Source organism: Caulobacter sp. GW821-FHT09A05 (assembly GCF_059418465.1).
This window is the reverse complement of the sequence record NZ_JBWKPX010000008.1, coordinates 128,849-147,923: the sequence shown is the minus strand read 5'-3', so window position 1 is coordinate 147,923 and position 19,075 is coordinate 128,849. Positions and strand designations below refer to the sequence as shown.

Here is a 19,075-nt window from a genome sequence, read left to right as displayed (position 1 = left end):
CAGACCCAGGGCTCGCCGCGAACGTTTCGCCACTGGAGCCGACGCCGCAGAATGTCGGCCTGACCGGGGCCCGACGCCCTCTCGGGCCTCCGGATGATGGCGCTCTCGACACCGTCGGGGGCGTCTTTCTTTTGGACGACGGCGCACCTCTCCCGCCGGCCGCGTCGGATGCGAAAGAGCCCCGATGCGAAAGAAAAAGGGCCCGGCGTCGCCGCCGGGCCCTCCATCTTCGTCGTGATCGCGATCCTTAGAAGTTGATCGAGATCGTGGAACGGCGGTTCAGCGGTTCCTTCACACCGTCGCCGGTGGCGACGGCCGGTTCGCTTTCGCCCTTCCAGTCCACCGCCAGGGTGGTGGCGGCGACGCCGGCGCCGACCAGGGCGTCAGCCACGGCCTTGGCGCGGCGCTCGGAGAGCTTGGCGTTATACTTCGGAGAACCCGAGGTGTCGGTGTGGCCGACCACGGTGATCTTCGTCGCATTACCGCCCTTGGCGTAGTCGGCCGCTTGCGAGACCACGGCCTGGGCTTCCGGCGTCAGCACGTACTGATCGAACGGGAAGTAGACCACGAACTCACGCGCCTCGTAGGCCGGGGCCGCCGGCGGCGGAGGCGGCGGGGGCGGGGGTTCCGGCGGCGGGGGCGGAGGCGGCGGGGGCGGCGGGGGCGGCGGGGGCGGAGGCGGCGAGCCGAAGGTGTAGCGGACGCCCAAGGTCAGCGAGGTGTCCTTGTACTTGCCTTCATAGGTGCCGACGTCGGTCACCGCGCCGAATTGGCCCGGGCCGCCGACATTCGTCGTCACCGAACCCCATTGCAGATCGTCCGTCTGGAGGTAACGGCCGGTCAGGTCCAGCGACCAGTTCGGCGCGAAGTCCCAGGCGATGCCCAGGATGCCCTGATAGGCCAGGGCCTGGTCGACGTCGTCGAAGCTGGTGTTCTGGAACCGCGCGGCGCCGGCCGGGACGCCGGACAGCTGGCCGTAGACCTTGTTGTGGACCCAGGCCGTACCGACACCGGCGCCGATGAACGGACGCCAGCTGGAATCGGGCATGAAGTCATAGATGACGTTGGCCATCAGGGTCGTGGCCTTCAGGTCGCCATTCGGCTTGCCGCAGGTCGGGGCCGCCGCGGTGCGCTCGACACCGGCGGTGCAAAGGCCGATCGGCTGAGGATCCGCGGCGGAACCGCGAACGCTCTCGATGTCGCCCGAGCGATAGCCGTATTCACCCTCGACGCGCCAGTTCGGGGTCAGCTTGTAGCCGATACGGCCAAATGCGGCCCAGTCGTCCTTGGCCGAGAACGTCCAATCGGACGCGCCGGTAGACGACGAAGCCTTGACGCCGTCGGTCGTATGGTACCCGACGTCGCCGGCGACGTACCATCCGCTCAATGCGCTTTGGGCGGAGGCGCCTGACGCGGCGCATAGCGCAAGCGTCGCGACACCAGCCAGCAACCGGATTTTCATGATGTAACCCTCTACGTGAATGTCTTGAGGCCGACTTGGGGAGCTGCCTCAGGACGACAAACGCGCCAGTAGCAAAATCAGGTGTGGCTAAGGCGCCACATTCCGACCATTTCGTCGGAAAGACAACGCAGCGCCCGGGAACCCTGGGAACGGCTCCGCGAAGAACGACACCGTTTTCCCACGTCATCGGCCAGCCGGCGGCTCGGCGTCGTCCGAAAACCGTTACGACGCTGGGGAAAGTCGATCCGTGGACGAATCATCCGTCGCGATCGCGGCCTCTGTCGCGTCGTGTCGACGAAGGCGCACGGCCTGAGGCGCCGGGACACCACGAATCCGGCCCGGCGACCCGCGCAAGGCGGCCGCCACAACCTTCAAGATACTGGTCGCTGACGCGGTCGGGGCGATGCTTGAGGACTTGGCGTCGCGCAAGGCGGCGGGCGCGACGACGCCGGGACGAGGCAGGTGTCTGGAAGAAAGGGAATGGTGGACGCGACAGGGATTGAACCTGTGACCCCTACGATGTCAACGTAGTGCTCTCCCGCTGAGCTACGCGTCCGCCAAGGCGGCCTGGAAGCGCTTTTGAAAAGCGTCCCGGGCGGGAAGGTGTGGGGGTATAGCGGCGGCTTGGCCGTCGCGCAACCCGCCTTTCGGGGGCCTTCGAAAAAATTAGGCGGCCATCATCTTCTCGACCTCGGAGACGAGGTCGCGCAGGTGCACGGGCTTGGACAGGACCTTGGCGCCGGCCGGGGCGCGGTCCTGGGCCGACAGGGCCACGGCGGCGAAGCCGGTGATGAACATGATGCGCAGGGACGGGTCGCGGGCGGCGGCCTGGCGCGCCACCTCGATGCCGTCCATGCCGGGCATGACGATGTCGGTCAGCAGCAGGTCCCAGGGCGTATCCAGGTGCTGGACCGCCTCCTCGCCGTCGGCGCAGGCCGTGACCTCGAAGCCGGCGCGCTCGAGAGCGCGGGCGAGGAACCCTCGAAGGGAGTCGTCGTCTTCGGCGAGGAGGATGCGGGCCATGCGGTCAGTTTCCAGGCGACAGGCGAAATTGGAAAGGGAGAATCTAGCCAAGGACGGTAAATCACGAATGAACCGGGCCCGCGCTGTCCACAGCTAAAGCCCGGAGACCCGGACACCTCCTTATAACGTGGACCGTCAGCGTTTGACCCGGAACCGCCGGACCGCGACAATAAGCCCATGACCGCCTGGGAGCCGATCGCTTCGAGAACGCCGGCGACGGCGGAGCACGGCTTCTCGCCGGCTTTCGAGGTCGCGCGCGCCCAGGCGGAAGGCGCGCCGCCCCCCACGCCGCTGGTGTTCGCCTCGCCCCATTCCGGACGCCTCTATCCGCCCGACATGATGGCTGCCGCCCGGCTGACCGCCCAGGACCTGCGCGGCTCGGAAGACGCCTTCGTCGACGACCTGATCGCCGACGCGCCCGGCCAGGGGGTCTGCGTGATCCGCGCTCGGCTGGCCCGGGCCTATATCGACCTCAACCGCGACGCCTGGGAGCTGGATCCGGCGATGTTCGAGGACGCCCTGCCCGACTTCGCCCAAGCCCGCACGGCGCGGGTGGCGGCGGGGCTGGGGGCCATCGCCCGGGTGGCCGGCGAGGGCCGTCCGATCTACGCCCGCAAGCTGACCTTCGCCGAGGCCAAGGCTCGCATCGAGACCGCCCACCGGCCCTATCACGATGCGCTGGACCGCCTGCTGGCCCAAGCCCGCAACACCCACGGCCTGGCGATCCTGGTCGACTGGCACTCGATGCCGGCGGCGGCGGCGCGCGGCCACCGGGCCCGCGGCGGCGGCCCCTGCGACATCGTGCTGGGCGACCGCTTCGGCGCGGCCTGCGGGCCCGGGCTGACCGCCCTGATGGAAAAGACCCTGGAGGGACTGGGCTATCGCGTGGCCCGCAACGCGCCCTACGCCGGCGGCTACACCACCGAGCACTACGGCCGCCCGACGCGGCGCACCCACGCCATCCAGGTCGAGATCAACCGCGCGCTCTATATGAACGAGACGACCCGCGAGCCGACCGAGGGCCTGTCGCGGCTGAAGGCGGACATCGAGGCGGCGACCGCGCGCCTGGTCCAGACCGACTGGGTCGAGCTGCTCTAGCCCCTGCTCCGTCATCCTGGACTTGCTTGCGGAGCCCCCCGCGGCGCCGAGCTGCCGACAAGGGACAAGCTGGAATCTCGTCGCGCCGCGGATCGGCCTTCTTCGCCCCTGAAACCGGGGCCCTCGGAACAAGTTCGAGGATGGCGGACGTTTAGAACGGCGGCCGAAAGCCGCGCCCTGGCTCGGGCCAAAAAAAAGCCCGGCTCGAAAGCCGGGCAGTTCATTAGGGAGGAAACGCCCAGGAAGGGCAGAGGCGGCAGCGCCACCTCACAGGTTGCTTATAGGGTGCGCTGCGAAATGCATCAAGCAAAATCGACAGACACTCCTGTCTTTTTTATCGCGCCCGCCGACCGAAACCCTTTGTAAGACAAGGCTCAGAGAACAACGCTCTTCAAGCTTGGCCGTTTTTGAAAGCGATGCTGCACTGCACAATTAGTTGCCGAAGAAACGACATCCGCCCGCAACTTTCGCAAACCCTATGAATTTAAGGGGTTTGGTGCTGACACCGGTTTCCCGGTCAATCTCCCGCGCAGGGGTGGGGTGGATAAACGCCGCGCAGTCGCGTAAAAGCCGCGCGCCTGACGCGCGCAGCGTCAAAACCCATCTGTTCCTCCCGAAAGTTCGCCTTCTCCATGTCCATGCGAAACATCGCCATCATCGCGCACGTCGATCATGGCAAGACCACCCTCGTCGATCAGCTGCTGGCCCAGTCGGGCGTGTTCCGCGCCAACGAGGCGACGACCGAGCGCGCCATGGACTCCAACGACCAGGAGCGCGAGCGCGGCATCACGATCCTGGCCAAGTGCACCAGCGTGCTGTGGAACGGTGAGGCGGGCGAGACCCGCATCAACATCATCGACACCCCCGGCCACGCCGACTTCGGCGGCGAAGTCGAGCGGATCCTGGGCATGGTGGACGGCTGCGTCCTGCTGGTCGACGCCGAGGAAGGCGTCATGCCGCAGACCAAGTTCGTGCTGACCAAGGCGCTGAAGATGGGCCTGCGCCCGATCCTCTGCATCAACAAGGTCGACCGCGCCCACGCCGATCCGGACAAGGTCCACAACGCCGCCTTCGACCTGTTCGCCGCCATCGGCGCCACGGACGAGCAGCTGGACTTCCCGCACATCTACGCCTCGGGCCGCGCCGGCTGGGCGACGCTGGACATGAACGTCCCCAACGACAACCTGGCCCCGCTGTTCGACCTGATCGTCCGCCACGTCCCGGAACCCAAGCAGATCGCGAAGGTGGACAAGCCGTTCCAGATCCTGAACGTGCTGATCGAATCCGACCCGTTCCTGGGTCGCCTGCTGACCGGCCGCATCGAGAGCGGCAAGGCCGTCCCCGGCATGGCCATCAAGGCGCTGGACCGCGACGGCAAGGAAATCGAGCGCGGCCGCATCACCAAGGTGCTGGCCTTCCGCGGCCTGCGCCGCCAGCCCGTCGAAGAGGGCGCGGAAGCGGGCGACATCGTCGCCATCGCCGGCATGTCCAAGGCGACCGTGGCCGACACCCTGTGCGCCCTTGACGTGACCGAGGCCCTGCCGGCCCAGCCGATCGACCCGCCGACCATCTCGATGACCGTGTCGGTCAACGACTCGCCGCTGGCCGGCAAGGAAGGCGACAAGGTCCAGAGCCGCGTGATCCGCGATCGCCTGCTGAAGGAAGCCGAATCGAACGTCGCCATCAAGGTCACCGAGACCAGCGAGCGTGACGCCTACGAAGTGGCCGGCCGCGGCGAACTGCAGCTGGGCGTCCTGATCGAGAACATGCGCCGCGAAGGCTTCGAGGTGTCGATCAGCCGTCCGCGCGTGGTGTTCCAGACCGACCCGGAAACCGGCAAGCGCCTGGAGCCGATGGAAGACGTCATGATCGACGTCGACGACGAGTTCTCGGGCATCGTCATCGAGAAGCTGTCGGCCCGCAAGGCCGAGCTGAAGGACATGGGCCCGTCGGGCGCGGGCAAGACCCGCATCCAGCTGGTCGCCCCGTCGCGTTCGCTGATCGGCTACCAGGGCGAGTTCCTGACCGACACCCGCGGTTCGGGCGTGCTGAACCGCGTGTTCAGCCACTACGAGCCCTACAAGGGCGCCATCGACCAGCAGCGCAAGGGCGTGCTGATCAGCAACTCGGACGGTGAGACGGCGGCCTACGCGCTGTGGAACCTGGAAGAGCGCGGCACCATGTTCGTCGGCGCCGGCGAGAAGACCTACCAGGGCATGATCATCGGCGAGAACGCCCGCCAGGACGACCTCGACGTCAACCCGATGAAGGCCAAGCAGCTGACCAACGTCCGCGCCTCGGGCAAGGACGAGTCGATCCGCCTGACCCCGCCGCGCCGCATGACCCTCGAACAGGCCATCGCCTATATCGAGGAAGACGAGCTGGTCGAGGTGACGCCCAAGAACATCCGCCTGCGCAAGCAGACCCTGAACCCGTCGTTCCGCAAGCGTCGCGTCAAGGAAGAATAGTCGGTTCCCGGAGCATCCGGGGACAGACGATCAAGAGCCCGCCATCTCCTTGGGATGGCGGGCTTTTTCAGGTTCGCGATCCTACGGTTAACCGGCGTTTCAGGAACCGCTGATATGTTGCCGGCGCGGGATGCGGGGCGTCCTGGGATTGCAGGATCGCGCCGTGCGCCAGACTTCCGCTCCTTCGGGGACCTCGTCGCGAGCCGCCGCGTTGCTGGCGCGCCACCTGCCCGCCGTGCCCGAGGCCATGGCCGGCCGGGTCCGCTTCGAGCAGCTGGTCAGCATCCAGCGCCTGACGCCGGTGATGATGGTCGCCAACATCGTCAACGCCCTGCTGGTCTTCCTGGCCGGCCTGGGCGGCCCTCATCGGCTCGCCCTGCTGGTCTGGGCCGGCGTGGTCGTCTGCTACGCCCTGCTGGGCCTGCGCGGCTGGCTGTCGGCCCGCCACCGCAAGAGCGCCAAGAACACCGTCTCGGCCCGCGGCGCGCGGCGCGTGGCGCTGCAGGCGGGCCTGCTGGGCTGCCTGTGGGGCGTGTTGCCGATCTTCGTTCTCGATGACCACAGCGTCTACATGAACATGCTGGTGGTCGCGCTGATCGCGGGCATGATCGGCACCGGCAGCTTCGCCCTGCTGACCCTGCCGATGGCGGCCCTGGCCTACACCACGCCGCTGGTGATCGGCTCGCTCTACGTCCTGCTGACCAGCCAGCAGCCGATCCTGCTGGCCTTGGCCGGGCTTCTGATCTTCTGCTACCTGGTCGTGGGCCTGTCGTGCCTGTCGCACGCCAAGGTGTTCGTCGACCGCCTGGTGGCCGGCGACGAGCTGGAGCGCCAGAAGCAGGTCGTCAGCCTGCTGCTCAGCGACTTCGAGGAGGGCTCCAGCGACTGGCTGTGGGAAGTCGACGCCACCGGCGCCCTGACCTATGTTTCCGAACGCATGGCCGAGGCGGCGGGCATTCCGCGCGAAGAGTTGATCGGCCGGGTGGTCGGCGGGCTGGACGCCAGGATGGCCGAGGCTCCCGAAGGCCTGGCCGCCACCCTCTCGGGCCTGCTGGCCGACCAGAAGGCCTTCCGCGATGTGGTGGTGTCCGTGACGGTCGGGGGCGAGCCCCACTGGTGGACGCTGACCGCCAAGCCGATCCACGACCTGGATGGCGTGTTCGCCGGCTTCCGCGGCGTCGGCGCCGACGTCACCCAGGCGCGCCGGGACCAGGAGCGCATCACCCGCCTGGCGCACTACGACGTGCTGACCGGCCTGCCCAACCGCCTGTCGTTCCTGCAGGCCCTGAGCGGCGCCTGGGACGCCAAGGGCGGGACGTCGGGATGCGCGGTCCTGTGCCTGGATCTGGACCACTTCAAGGGCGTCAATGACAGCCTGGGCCACCCGATCGGCGACGCCCTGCTGGTCGAGGCGGCCCGCCGCCTGCGCGCCTGCGTCGGCGAGGCCGGGATCATCACCCGCCTGGGCGGCGACGAGTTCGCCGTGGTCGTCCGGGGCGACCTCGAAGCGTCCGCCCTGGACGCGTCGAGCCTGGGCGCCCTGGCCCAGGCCATCGTCGACGCCCTTTCCCTGCCCTACGCCCTGAACGACCACCACGTGTCGATCGGCGCCAGCGTCGGCATCGCCGTCGCCCCCGCCGACGCCGCCGACGCCGACACCCTGCTGAAGAACGCCGACCTGGCCCTCTACCGCGCCAAGGGCGACGGGCGCGGGGCCTACCGGTTCTTCGAGGCGACCATGGACGTCTGGGCCCAGGAGCGCCGGGCCCTGGAGATCGACCTGCGCTCGGCCCTGCCGAACGACGAGCTGAAGCTGTTCTTCCAGCCGCTGATCGGCGCCAAGGGCCACGAGACCACCGGCTTCGAGGCCCTGCTGCGCTGGCAGCATCCGCGCCGCGGCGTGGTCGGGCCCGACGACTTCATCGAATGCGCCGAGCAGTGGGGCCTGATCTGCAAGATCGGCGAGTGGGTGCTGAACGAGGCCTGCCGCCAGGCCGCCGCCTGGCCCGCGCCGCTAAAGGTGGCGGTGAACCTGTCGCCCAACCAGTTCGCCACCGGCGACCTGGTCGACCAGGTGCGCGCCGCCCTGCGCGAGTCGGGCCTGGCCCCTTCCCGGCTGGAGCTGGAGATCACCGAGGGCCTGCTGCTGCGCGACACGGCCGGCACGCTGGAGCAGCTCCAGGCCCTGAAGGACCTGGGCGTGCGCATCGCCATGGACGACTTCGGCACCGGCTATTCCAGCCTGGCCTATCTGTGGCGGTTCCCGTTCGACAAGATCAAGATCGACCGCACCTTCGTGGCCGAGATGTCGGGCAACCCCGCCATCGCCGACATCCTGCGCACCATCACCCTCCTGGGCCGCACCCTGAACCTGGAGGTCACGGCCGAGGGGGTGGAGACCGCCGAGCAGGCCTCGATCCTCGAGGACATGCGCTGCGACCACTTCCAGGGCTATCTGTTCGGCCGGCCCATGCCGATCGCCGACATCCCCGGCTACCTGCTGGACAACACCGCGCAGCGGTTGCGGCGCGGACCGGCGGGCGACGTGACGCAAAGTTCCGCGACGGCGAGCTGACGCCAAGCCCCCTAAGCGGCTGTCATCCCGGACAAGCGCGCAGCGCGCCGATCCGGGACCGACGCGGGAACTCCGAGCTTCCGGCGGTCCCGGGTCTTCGCTTCGCTACGCCCGGGATGACAGACTATTGGAGACGGCCTTCCTCAGACCCGGCCTCAGACCCGGTTGCGGCCCTTGAACAGGCCCAGGAGGAACAGCAGCACGATCGCGCCGATCGTCGAGATGATCAGGCTGCCGATCCAGCCCATGAAGTGAATGCCCAGCATGCTGGCCAGGAACGCGCCGATCAGCGCGCCGACCAGGCCGACGATCAGGTTGGTGATCAGGCCGTGACTGCGGCCCATGATCTGCTCGGCGATCCAGCCGGCGAAGATGCCGATGATGATCGCGCCGATGAAGCCCACACCGTTCATGTCGTTGATTCCTGACAGCCAAGGTTGTCGGGGAAAATGCCCGAGAACGCGCTTGGTTGCTACCGCCCCAGGGTCCGGACTCCATTGGATCGTTGATTTTCAGTTGTCATCCCGGCCGAAGGTCCGCCTGGCGGACCGTAGGGCCGGGACCCAGGGGCCACCGCACTGCGCCGGCTCCTGGGTCCCGGACAAGCGCTACGCGCTTTCCGGGATGACAACAAATTAGAGCCCTGATTTCGCTTGGGTATCACCGACGCGCAATTGGGGACGGACCCTAACGCGCGGTGTCGACCCGGGCCACCACGCTCATGCCCGGCCGCAGGCGGGCGACCCCGTCCTGGTTCGGGTCCAGCACGATGCGGGTCGGCAGGCGCTGGACCACCTTGGTGAAGTTGCCCGTGGCGTTGTCGGGCTTGATCACCGCGAACTCCGAGCCGGTGGCCGGCCCCAGCCGCTCGACATGGCCGCGCAGCTTCAGCCCGCCCAGGGCGTCGATCTGGACCACCGCCGGCTGGCCCACGCGAATGCGGGCGGTCTGGGTTTCCTTGAAGTTGGCGGTCACCCAGGTCTGGCGCGGCACGATGCCCATCAGCTGGGTCCCGACGGCGACGTACTGGCCCAGCTTGACCCCGACCTCGCCCACCGCCCCGTCCTCGGGCGCGCGGATGGTGGTGTTGGCCAGGTCGATGCGGGCCAGTTCGACGGCGGCGCGGGCGTTGGCCAGGGTCGCCTCCAGCCCCTCGCGATTGACCCGGGTGGTGGCCAGGGCCTGACGGGCGATGTCGGTGTTGGCGTGGGCCTGGGCGACGCCGGCCGTGGCCTGGCGCTGGGCGACCCGCAGCACGTCGCGCTGGCTGGGGGCCAGCCAGCCCTGAGCCAGCAGCGGCTCGGCCCGGCGCATGTCGACCTCGGCCTTGGCCAAGGCGGCCTGGCTGCTGCTGGTCTGGGCCTCGGCGAGGCGGATCTGGGCGGCGTTGGCGGTCTGGGCCTGCAGGTTGGCGTCCAGCGCCGCCTGGGCGGACTGCACGCCGGCCTCCGCCTGGGCCAGCTTCTGGCGATAGATGCGGTCGTCGATCTGGACCAGGACCTGGCCCGCCTTCACGGCCTGGAAGTCCCTGACGGCCACCGCCGTCACATAGCCGTCGACCTTGGGCGCCAGCAGGGTGACATAGCCGCGGACATAGGCGTTTTCGGTGCTCTGGACCGTGCCGGTGAACGGCGGCAGCCTCCAGGCGTACAGCACCAGCAGCACCCCGCCGACCCCGGCGACGATCACCGGAATGGCGGCGCGCGACCACAGGCGCTTCGGCGGCGCCAAGGGGGCTTGAGGCGGAACCGGCGGGGCTTGCGGATCGGACATCAGGCGACCTCCACGGGCGTCAGCCGGGCCGCGCGCCGCTGGCGCAGGTCGGTCCGGACGCGCAGGAACAACAGATAGGCGAAGACCATCAGCGCCATCACCGCCACGGTGGCGAACACGTCGTCATAGGCCAGCACCGTGGCCTCGCGCGTCGCCTGCTGGGCCAGCAGGGCCGCGCCTTCGCCGCTCCGCAGGCTGGGATCGGTCAGCACCCCGGCGTAGGACCCCGACAGCTGCCTGACGCGCAGGGCCACCTGCGGGTCGGTCAGGCTCAGCCGGCTGACGATGGCGTCGGAATGCACCCGCTCGCGGATGGTCATCAGCGTGCCCAGGAAGGCCGAGCCGCCCAGGGCGCCGATCACCTGGCCGGTCGAGAACAGCACGATGAAGCTGACGATGTACTCCTGGCCCATCCGGATGGCGCGCGGGAAACCGGCCAGCAGGGCGGCGGGCAGGAACAACGCCCCGGCGAAGGCCATCATGCCCTGGCTCAGATACATCTGCTCGGGCCGGGTCAGGCTGGTCGACCGGCTGTCCATCCACGCCGCCGCGGCGACCATCAGCAGGGCGACCAGGGCCGGGGTGCTGACGTGCTCGGGATTGATCGTAAAGGCGACGATGACCATGCCGGCCAGGGTGGCGAAGAACATCACCCACGACAGCCCGGCCATCTGGTCGTTGTTCATGCCCAGGACCTGCAGCAGGCCGAACGCGCCCACGCCCTGCTCGGACAGCACGATGCGGAACAGCAGGATGATCACCAGCAGGCGCAGCAGGTCGGCGCTGGTCAGCCAGCGCAGGTGGATCAGCGGCTTTTTGCGATGCAGCTCGACCAGGGCGGAAGCGACCAGCAGCACGATGGCCGCCACGAGGCACCAGCCGATCCAGGCGGTGTCGAACCACCAGACATAGCGCCCCTGCCCCAGCACGACGCACAGCAAGGCGATCCCGGGGGCGAAGAGGGCGAAGGTGAGAAAGTCGCGCCACTCGAACATCTGCACGCGGGGCACGGGCGGCAGGCGCAGCAGGTTGACCGCCGACAGGCAGACGACGCTGAGCCCGATCTCGGCCAGGTACAGTCCATGCCATTGGCCGGTGTCGAGCAGGTCGGAAGACACCAGCCGCGACAGCGGTACGGCCAGCTGGGCCCAGCCGATTCCCAGGGCCAGGCCGACGATCCGCCGCTCCGGCGGCGCGGCCTCGACCATGTAGAGCAGGGTCAGGGTCGACAGGGCCGAGGCCGCCATGCCCGCCGCCGCCCGCACGGCGATCGCCGAGCGCAGGTCGTTGCTCAACAGGTGAGCCAGGCCGATGACGATAAACAGCCCCAGGCCGATGTCGGCGAACAATCGCAGCCCGTACTGGAAGCGGAACTTCACGGCCAGCAGGCCGATCGTGGCGTTGGCGGCGGTGTAGGCGATCGACAGCCAGGCCGACTCGTTGGTGTAGGCGCCCAGCGAGCCCTGGATCCAGGGCAGGTTGTTGTTGATCAGGTTGGCGCCCAGCCCCTGGGTCAGGCCCAGCAGCATCGACACCGCCCCGTAGGCCAGCCCGTGCGCCCAGGTCCAACTCGCGGATGGGGGCGGCGAAGGGGGCGAGGCTGGGACGGCGCTGTCGGTCAAAGAGCGTTCACCTCCACGATCCATGCCCTTCCACCACGCAGCCTGCCGGAAGGCGCGGGGGCTTTGGCTCCAACGGTCCAGCTAGGCTTTCGCTCCATCCGTTCACCGAACCTAGGCTAACGCCGCCGATGGGACTTGAACAAACCCGCGATCGCGCAACCCGTGCTAGGCAAGGCCTTGAGGAGCCCCGCGCCATGGTCCACCCCGTCTATGCCGACCTGCCCACCACCATCTTCGAGGAGATGAGCGGCCTGGCCCGCGCGACGGGCGCGATCAATCTGGGCCAGGGCTTTCCCGACGACGCCGGGCCGATGGCCCTGCGCCGCAAGGCCGGCGAGGCGCTGATCGACGGCACGAACCAGTATCCGCCCATGCGCGGCCTGCCCGCCCTGCGCCAGGCGGTGGCGGCGCACTACGGCCGGACCCAGGGGCTGGACCTGGACTGGGAGAGCGAGATCGTCGTCACCTCGGGCGCGACCGAGGCCCTGGCGGCGGCGTTCCTCAGCCTGATCTCGCCCGGCGACGAGGTGGTGCTGTTCCAGCCGCTGTACGACGCCTACCTGCCAATGGTGAAGCGGGCCGGCGGCGTGCCGAAACTGGTGCGCCTGGCGCCGCCGCACTGGCGATTCGACCGGGCGATGCTGGAAGCGGCGTTCACCGACAAGACGCGGATGGTGGTGCTGAACACCCCGCTCAATCCAGCCGGCGTCGTCACGCCCGACGAGGACCTGGCCCTGCTGGCCGAATTCTGCGTCCGGCACGACGCCGTGGCGGTCTGCGACGAGGTCTGGGAGGCCGTGGTGTTCGACGGTCGCGAGCACCGGCCGCTGATCGGCTATCCGGGCATGCGCGCGCGCACCGTGAAGATCGGCTCGGCCGGCAAGATGTTCGGCATGACTGGCTGGAAGGTCGGCTTCCTGTGCGCCGCCCCCGCCCTGACCCGGGCCCTGGCCGGCGCCCACCAGTTCCTGACCTTCACCACCCCGCCCAACCTGCAGGAGGCGGTGGCGTTCGGGCTCCAGCAGCCCGGCGACTGGTTCGAGGCCATGCCGGCCGGCCTGCAGCGCTCACGCGACCGGCTGGCGGCGGGCCTGCGCGCGGCGGGCTTCGTGGTGCTCGACAGCGGCGGCACCTATTTCCTCAATATCGACCTCGCGGCCTCGGGGATCGACGAGGATGACCGGACCTTCGCCCTGCGGGCCGTGCGTGACCACGGCGTGGCCAGCATCCCGGTCTCGGCCTTCTACGCGGAGGATCCCGTGCGCCACGTCCTGCGCCTCTGCTTCGCCAAGGCGGACGAGACTTTGGACGAGGCGGTGAAGCGGCTGGCGGCGGCGCGGGGCTAGGCCGGCTTCTCCCACTCCATCACCACGTACCAGGGCACGCCGCGATAGCGTTCGGCCTTGGCCGGATCGCCGCCCACCGGCGCCGGCTCGTCGAAATGGGTCAGATGCAGGCCCGCGCCCAGGAAGGCGCTCATATAGGCCGACAGGGGCCGGTGCCAGTTGACGATCCGGATGCCGCGCCAGGCCTCCCAGCGGGATCGCTGCTCCAGGTAGCGGTCGATCCGCACGCCGGGGGCGTTGATCCAGCGCTCCGTGATCGGGGCGTCGATGCGCGCGGTCGAGAAGCTGGTCAGGTTGGCGACGAACAGGGTCCCGCCCGGCGCCAGGACGCGGGCCATCTCGGCGATCGCGGGCTCGAAATCGGGGATGTCGATCAGGCTCAGGCAGCTGACGACCAGATCGAAGCCGCCGTCCTCGAACGGCAGCGCGCCCGCGAGGCCGTCCACTTACCTGCCGTCCGGATGCCGGCGTCGGGCCTCGTTCAGCAGGGCCTGGGTCGGGTCCAGCCCCACCGTCTCGACGCCGAAGCCCGACAGCATGCGACAGAGCCGGCCTTCGCCGCAGCCCACGTCCAGCGCCTTGCGGAAGCCACGTCCGCCCAGGCGTTCGCGAACCACCGGGTCGAGCACGTACTGACGGCCGTAGTCGCCATGCTCGCCCATGTCGGCGATCCAGGCCGCCGCGGAGTCGGCCCAGCCGTTCTTGGCCGGATCGTCGGAAGAAGAGGCGTCGCTCATGCCGTCTGGATAGCACGGCGACGCCCCAGTCCCAGGGCCTACGCCGCGATCGCCTCGGCGGACGGACCGAACACCTCGTAGTGGATGCGGTCGGCCGGCACGCCGGCGCCCACCAGGCCGTTGACGAAGGCCTTCAGGAACGGCGCGGGGCCGCAGAGGTAGAAGTCAGCCTCGGCGAACGGCGTGTTGGCCTTCAGCCAGTCGATCGTGATGAGGCCGTCGACATCATGCGTCTCGCCCGCCCGGTCCCCCGCCAGCGGTTCGCTGTAGAAGGTGGTGACCGTCACGCCGCCATGGTCCTTGGCCAGGGCCCGGACATGGCTGTCCAGCGCGTGGACGTCGCTGTTGAGCGCGCCGTGCACGAAGTGGGCTTCCAGCGCCGGATGGGCCTGGGCGATGTGTTCGACCATGCTGACCATCGGCGTCAGGCCGACACCGCCGCTGAGCAGCACCACCGGCCGAACCGGCTGGTCGGCCAGGAAGAAGTCGCCGGCCGGCGGAGTGGCCGAGAGCACGTCGCCGACCTGGACCTGATCGTGCAGGAACCGCGAAGCCGCGCCCAGATCCTCGCGCTTGACCGAGATGCGGTAGCCCTCGCCTTTTGGCCCGCCCGAGATCGAATAGTTGCGCTTTTCGCCCGGAGCGCCCGGCAAGTCGAGGCGGAAGGTCAGGTACTGGCCCGGCTTGTGAGCGATCACCGGCCCGCCGTCCTTGGGACGTAGCACGAACGAGGTGATCACCGCGCTCTCGCGGATCTTCTCGGCGACGACGAAGTCGCGCCAGCCGGTCCAGCCGCCGTCGACCGCCTCGATCTCGGCCCGGATCCCGGCTTCGCGATCGATCAGGATGTCGGCCAGGAACCAGTAGGCCTCACCCCAGGCTCCCAGGATCTCGTCGGTGGCCGCCTCGCCCAGCACGTCCTTGATCGCGCCCAGCAGGGCCTTGGCGACGAACGGATAGTGCTCGGCCAGGATGTGGTAGCCGACATGCTTCTGGGCGATGCGCTCGACCACCGGCAGCACGGCGCCCAGGTTGTCGATGTTCTGGGCGTAGGCCAGCACCGCCCCGGCCAGGGCCTTGGGCTGGGCGCCGGTGCTCTGGTTGGCGTGGTTGAACAGCGCCTTGATATGGGCGTCCTGGAACAGCCGGGCGTACATCGCCAGGGTGATCGCCTCGCCATGTTCGGCCAGGGCCGGAACCGTGGCCTTGACGCGCGCGATCGTGTCCGCGCTCAGCGCAGCCGCCATTGTCTCTCTCCTTGTCTGGATGGTCTGGTTCGGACGCCGCTAGGACGCCGCGGGTCGTGAAAGCTCCGCCTTGGGCAGGCGGAAATGGTGGGTCAGGTCCAGGCTCCGGGCGATGCGGGCGGCCTTGGCCTGCATGGACGCGGCGACCTCGGGCGAGACCATTTCGTTGGTCGTCTGGTTCCAGAGCGCCAGCCAGCGGCCGAACATCTCCGAGGGGATACGATGGCCGTGCCGCATGTGGGCCCGCATCGGATCGCCCTTGTAGCGACCGGTGGTCAGCATCACCGACGACCAGAAATCGATCAGGGCGGCCAGATGTCGGTCCCAGTCCTCGACGGCGTCGTTGAACACCGGCCCCAGTTCTTCGTCGACCCGCACGCGAGCATAGAAGCGGTCCAGCAAGGCCGGCAGGACGGCTTCGATCTCGGCGGCTTGGCTGGAGTCCATGAGAAAGGCCTGAATGATGCGTATAAAATGCATCTATAAGCCCGCGCCAAAACATGCAATCAGAATACTTGTTTTACGTATTCGCCCTTAGGTCGCCCTCTTCGAGGCCTGGGGATCGACGCCCGGAGCACCGATGCGCCTGACGCGCTACACCGACTACGCCATGCGGGTGCTGCTGCACCTGGCGGCGCGCGGCGACGACGGCCTGTCGTCGATCGGCGAGATCGCGGCGCTCTACGGGATCTCGCAGAACCATCTGATGAAGGTGGTGCAGGATCTGGGCAAGGCGGGCTTCGTGCGCACGGTGCGCGGCCGGGGCGGCGGCGTCGCCCTGGCCCGCCCCGCCGGTCAGATCGTCGTCGGCCAGGTGGTGCGCCAGACCGAGGAGGGCTTCCAGCTGGTCGACTGCGGAGGCTGCGTGATCGCCCCGGCCTGCACCCTGCCCCGCGTGCTGAACGAGGCGACGGCGGCGTTCATCGCCGTTCTGGACAAGTACACGCTGGAAGACCTGCTGGACCGGCGCCACCAGATGCGGTCGCTGTTCGGGATCGCGGAGCCGGCTTGATCCGTCCTTCCCCTTGCGGGAGAGGATCTGTCAGAAGGCCCCAACATCGACCCTGTCGGCGCCGGCCGCCGCGCCCCGCTTGTCCAGCACCTGGACCAGCACCGACAGCAGGTCGCGCAGGTCGATCGGCTTGGCGATGTGGGCGTCCATGCCGGCCTCGAGGCAGGTGTCGATCTGGGTGCGCATGACATCGGCGGTCAGGGCGATGACCGGCAGGCCGGCCCAGCGCGGATCGCGGCGCAGGCGGCGCGTGGCCTCCAGCCCGTCCATCACCGGCATGTTGACGTCCATCAGCACCAGGTCGAAGGCCTCGGCCTCCAGTGCGCCCAGGGCCTCGCGGCCGTTCTCGACCTCCACCAGGTCGCAGTCGAACGGGGCCAGGAACAGCTTGATGACCCGGCGGTTGACCGGATGGTCGTCGACGACCAGCACGCGGCGGCCCTGCAGGGGCGAGCGCGCCGGCTCGTCCTCGTTGGCGGCGCCGAAGGCGGGCGTCGCCCCGTCCGTCGCCGAGGCGGCGGCGACATCGACCTGGAAGCCGAGCGTGAAGACCGAGCCCTGGCCTTCGCGGCTCTCGACCAGGATCTCGCCGTCCATCAGTTCGGCCAGGCGGCGGGTGATGTTCAGGCCAAGGCCGGTGCCGCCGAAGGTGCGGGTGGTCGAGGCGTCGGCCTGGGTGAAGGCGCCGAACAGCTTGGCCAGGGTGGCCGGACTCATGCCGATGCCGGTGTCGCGCACCGTCAGGCTCACCGCCGTGCGCCCGGTCTGCGGGTCCGGCAGCCAGGCCAGGGTCACGTCGACCCGGCCGACCACCGTGAACTTCAGGGCGTTGGACAGCAGGTTGGCCAGGCACTGGCGCACGCGCACGGCGTCGAACAGCAGCATCGGCGGCGGCTCGCCGGCCAGGGTGAAGGTCAGTTCGACCCCCTTCTCGCGGGCGGTGGGCTGGTAGCCGCCCACCAGGCGGGCGCAGACCCCGACCAGGTCGCCGGCCGTGGGCGCGATCTCCAGCTTGCCGGCCTCGATCTTCGACAGGTCCAGGATGTCGTTGAGCAGCACCAGCAGGGTGTCGCCGCTGTCGATCATCAGCTCGACCTGTTCGCGCTGGCGGACGTCGAGGCTCTCGGTGCGCAGGGCCTGGGCCATGCCCAGCATGCCGTTCAGCGGCGTGCGCAGCTCGTGGCTCATCACCGCCAGGAAGGCGGACTTGGCCTCGTTGGCCGTCTCGGCGCGGCCGCGGGCCTCCTTCAGCCGTTCAGAGGCCCGACGCAGATAGACGCCCCAGGCCACCCCGCCCAGCACCAGCACGCCCAGCAGCATGGCGATGATGATCGAGGCGTGGGCCAGGCGGCGGTTCAGCTCGACCTCGGCGGTCAGGCGCTTGCTCTCGTCGCGCTTGGACTTCAGCTCGGTCTCCAGCGCCGACGCCATCTGGGCGCCGTTGCGCGACAGGGCCGCCTGGGTCCGTTCGTGATCCTGCCGGCGCCACTGGTCGAGCAGGCGGAAGGCCTCCTCGCCGCGATGCTCGGCCAGGGCGATATAGGCGCTCAGCAGCAGCTCGGCCTGGGGATCGCGCTCCAGCCTGTCGACCGGCACGGCGCGCAGCGCTTCCAGGTCGCCCCTGGCGGCGGCGGCGTCGCCCAGCTCGGCCCGGGCCTGGGCGCGCAGGCGCAGGCTGAGGCCGGTCAGGCGGTTGGTCGGATGGGCGATCTCGAAGTCGCCGTCGGCCAGGCACCGCAGCACTCGCCGCGGGGCGTGCCGGTCGCTGGCGATGCGGGCGCACAGATAGCGGTCCCAGGTCTTCAGGTCCGGGTCGCCGGCCGCCTGGGTCATGTTGTGGTGCACGCCGGCGAAGTGCTCGGCGGCGTCCAGTTCGCCCACCTCGGCGGCGGTGTAGGCGATGTCGTAGATGCGCTCGACCTTGCGCATGTAGAAGGCGTTGCCCTCGTCCAGGCGGGCGGCCTGGCTCATGTGGTCCAGCGCGCCCTCCTTATCGCCGATATAGGACAGGGTGTAGGAGTGCACCTGATGGAGCTCGGCCAGCAGGGGCCGAGCGATGTCGCCGCGCCGCTCCAGCTGGCCCGTGGCCTCGGCGGCCAGGCGCGAGGCGTCGGCCCACTGCCCCGATCGGCCCAGGCTGCGGACGCGTTCGACCGCGGCCATCAACCGGATGTTCGGCCCCGAACGGTCCAGGAACCGGGTCCAGTCGGCCTCGGTAAAGGTGCGGAAACCGCCCGACTCGTGGCGGTAGGCCATTCGCAGCAGATCCACCAGCGTCGCCAGCTCGGTGTCGTGTTCGTCCTCGGCCACCCGCTGCACGCGGCGGGCCCAATCGTCGAACTGCGGCTGGACCTGGTTGCTCTTGTAGGCATAGAGCACCGACCACAGGCCGTAGAGGCGCTTGTCGCCGTGCTGCTTCAGCGCCCGGCGCCCGGCGCGCTCGATGTCGTCGTTCTCGCGCGCGGGGGGCTGGATCTCGTCGCGCCGGATCTCGCGATAGAGGGCGTCCAGCTTGGCCGACTGGGACGACCGCGCGGAAGCCGGGCCGGCCCCGGCCAACAGGATTGCGATCGCCGCAAGGAACAGGACGTAGCGCCGCAAGCCGTGGTTTCCCGATGAACATCGGTACGGTACGGGAAAGGGCCTGTATTCCAAGTTAAGATCGACCCGGCGCGACGTTCCGCCGCGAGATGGCGGCGGCGGGGAAAATTC

At 69.1% G+C, this 19,075-nt stretch carries 13 protein-coding genes, 1 tRNA gene and 2 pseudogenes; 6 read left to right on the top strand and 10 right to left on the bottom strand.

Going from position 1 to position 19,075, the window contains the following annotated elements:
• Positions 1–247 precede the first annotated feature (247 nt).
• The 3 genes from AC07NX_RS10295 to cpdR all read right to left on the bottom strand — a co-directional run bounded on the left by AC07NX_RS10295 (position 248) and on the right by cpdR (position 2,485).
• Positions 248–1,462, bottom strand: a complete 1,215-nt coding sequence (locus AC07NX_RS10295) for an OmpA family protein (protein WP_494641514.1) — start codon at positions 1,460–1,462, stop codon at positions 248–250.
• Between the two features lie 481 nt (positions 1,463–1,943).
• Positions 1,944–2,018: transfer RNA gene (locus AC07NX_RS10290), tRNA-Val, on the bottom strand.
• Between the two features lie 110 nt (positions 2,019–2,128).
• Entirely contained in the window at positions 2,129–2,485 is a 357-nt protein-coding gene (gene cpdR / locus AC07NX_RS10285) for a cell cycle two-component system response regulator CpdR (protein ID WP_012284930.1), read from the bottom strand.
• A gap of 177 nt (positions 2,486–2,662) precedes the next feature.
• Here cpdR and AC07NX_RS10280 point away from each other — a divergent pair, with 177 nt between their 5' ends.
• The 3 genes from AC07NX_RS10280 to AC07NX_RS10270 all read left to right on the top strand — a co-directional run bounded on the left by AC07NX_RS10280 (position 2,663) and on the right by AC07NX_RS10270 (position 8,626).
• On the top strand, positions 2,663–3,583 hold the full coding sequence (locus AC07NX_RS10280) for an N-formylglutamate amidohydrolase (protein WP_494641511.1): 921 nt from the start codon (positions 2,663–2,665) through the stop codon (positions 3,581–3,583).
• A 632-nt stretch (positions 3,584–4,215) separates the two neighbouring features.
• Positions 4,216–6,051, top strand: a complete 1,836-nt coding sequence (gene typA, locus AC07NX_RS10275; protein ID WP_494641509.1) for a translational GTPase TypA — start codon at positions 4,216–4,218, stop codon at positions 6,049–6,051.
• 163 nt (positions 6,052–6,214) lie between these two features.
• The gene (locus tag AC07NX_RS10270) at positions 6,215–8,626 is read left to right on the top strand and encodes a putative bifunctional diguanylate cyclase/phosphodiesterase (RefSeq protein ID WP_494641507.1); all 2,412 of its coding nucleotides are present in this window, start codon (positions 6,215–6,217) and stop codon (positions 8,624–8,626) included.
• A gap of 155 nt (positions 8,627–8,781) precedes the next feature.
• On the opposite strand, the gene AC07NX_RS10265 is transcribed toward AC07NX_RS10270, so the two are convergent.
• The gene (locus tag AC07NX_RS10265) at positions 8,782–9,039 is read right to left on the bottom strand and encodes a GlsB/YeaQ/YmgE family stress response membrane protein (protein ID WP_494641505.1); all 258 of its coding nucleotides are present in this window, start codon (positions 9,037–9,039) and stop codon (positions 8,782–8,784) included.
• Between the two features lie 83 nt (positions 9,040–9,122).
• Here AC07NX_RS10265 and AC07NX_RS10260 point away from each other — a divergent pair.
• Positions 9,123–9,273, top strand: a pseudogene (locus AC07NX_RS10260) (hypothetical protein).
• Positions 9,274–9,313: 40 nt separating this feature from the next.
• Here AC07NX_RS10260 and AC07NX_RS10255 read toward each other — a convergent pair.
• Both AC07NX_RS10255 and AC07NX_RS10250 read right to left on the bottom strand, forming a co-directional pair.
• Positions 9,314–10,399, bottom strand: a complete 1,086-nt coding sequence (locus AC07NX_RS10255) for an HlyD family secretion protein (RefSeq protein ID WP_494641503.1) — start codon at positions 10,397–10,399, stop codon at positions 9,314–9,316.
• Complete coding sequence (locus tag AC07NX_RS10250) at positions 10,399–12,021, bottom strand: efflux MFS transporter permease (RefSeq protein WP_494641501.1); 1,623 nt, start codon at positions 12,019–12,021, stop codon at positions 10,399–10,401. The genes AC07NX_RS10255 and AC07NX_RS10250 overlap by 1 nt, the downstream gene beginning before the upstream one ends.
• Positions 12,022–12,215: 194 nt before the next feature.
• On the opposite strand from AC07NX_RS10250, the gene AC07NX_RS10245 reads away from it, so the two are divergent.
• Positions 12,216–13,367: an aminotransferase gene (locus AC07NX_RS10245; protein WP_494641499.1), complete on the top strand. Its 1,152-nt coding sequence runs from the start codon at positions 12,216–12,218 to the stop codon at positions 13,365–13,367.
• Here AC07NX_RS10245 and AC07NX_RS10240 read toward each other — a convergent pair.
• The 3 genes and pseudogenes from AC07NX_RS10240 to AC07NX_RS10230 form a co-directional block, all read right to left on the bottom strand.
• Positions 13,364–14,029, bottom strand: a pseudogene (locus AC07NX_RS10240) (class I SAM-dependent methyltransferase). The gene AC07NX_RS10245 and the pseudogene AC07NX_RS10240 sit on opposite strands and share 4 nt — an antisense overlap.
• Positions 14,030–14,142: 113 nt before the next feature.
• Positions 14,143–15,351 carry an NO-inducible flavohemoprotein gene (hmpA, locus tag AC07NX_RS10235; RefSeq protein ID WP_494641497.1) on the bottom strand — a complete coding sequence of 403 codons (1,209 nt, stop codon included), beginning with the start codon at positions 15,349–15,351 and terminating at the stop codon, positions 14,143–14,145.
• A 39-nt stretch (positions 15,352–15,390) separates the two neighbouring features.
• Complete coding sequence (locus tag AC07NX_RS10230) at positions 15,391–15,798, bottom strand: group III truncated hemoglobin (protein WP_494641495.1); 408 nt, start codon at positions 15,796–15,798, stop codon at positions 15,391–15,393.
• 133 nt (positions 15,799–15,931) lie between these two features.
• Between AC07NX_RS10230 and AC07NX_RS10225 the strand changes: the two genes are divergently transcribed.
• A complete protein-coding gene (locus AC07NX_RS10225; protein WP_494641493.1) occupies positions 15,932–16,363 on the top strand; it encodes an RrF2 family transcriptional regulator in 432 nt (143 codons plus the stop codon).
• 30 nt (positions 16,364–16,393) lie between these two features.
• Here AC07NX_RS10225 and AC07NX_RS10220 read toward each other — a convergent pair whose 3' ends face one another.
• Positions 16,394–18,964, bottom strand: a complete 2,571-nt coding sequence (locus AC07NX_RS10220) for a response regulator (protein WP_494641491.1) — start codon at positions 18,962–18,964, stop codon at positions 16,394–16,396.
• Positions 18,965–19,075: the final 111 nt, after the last annotated feature.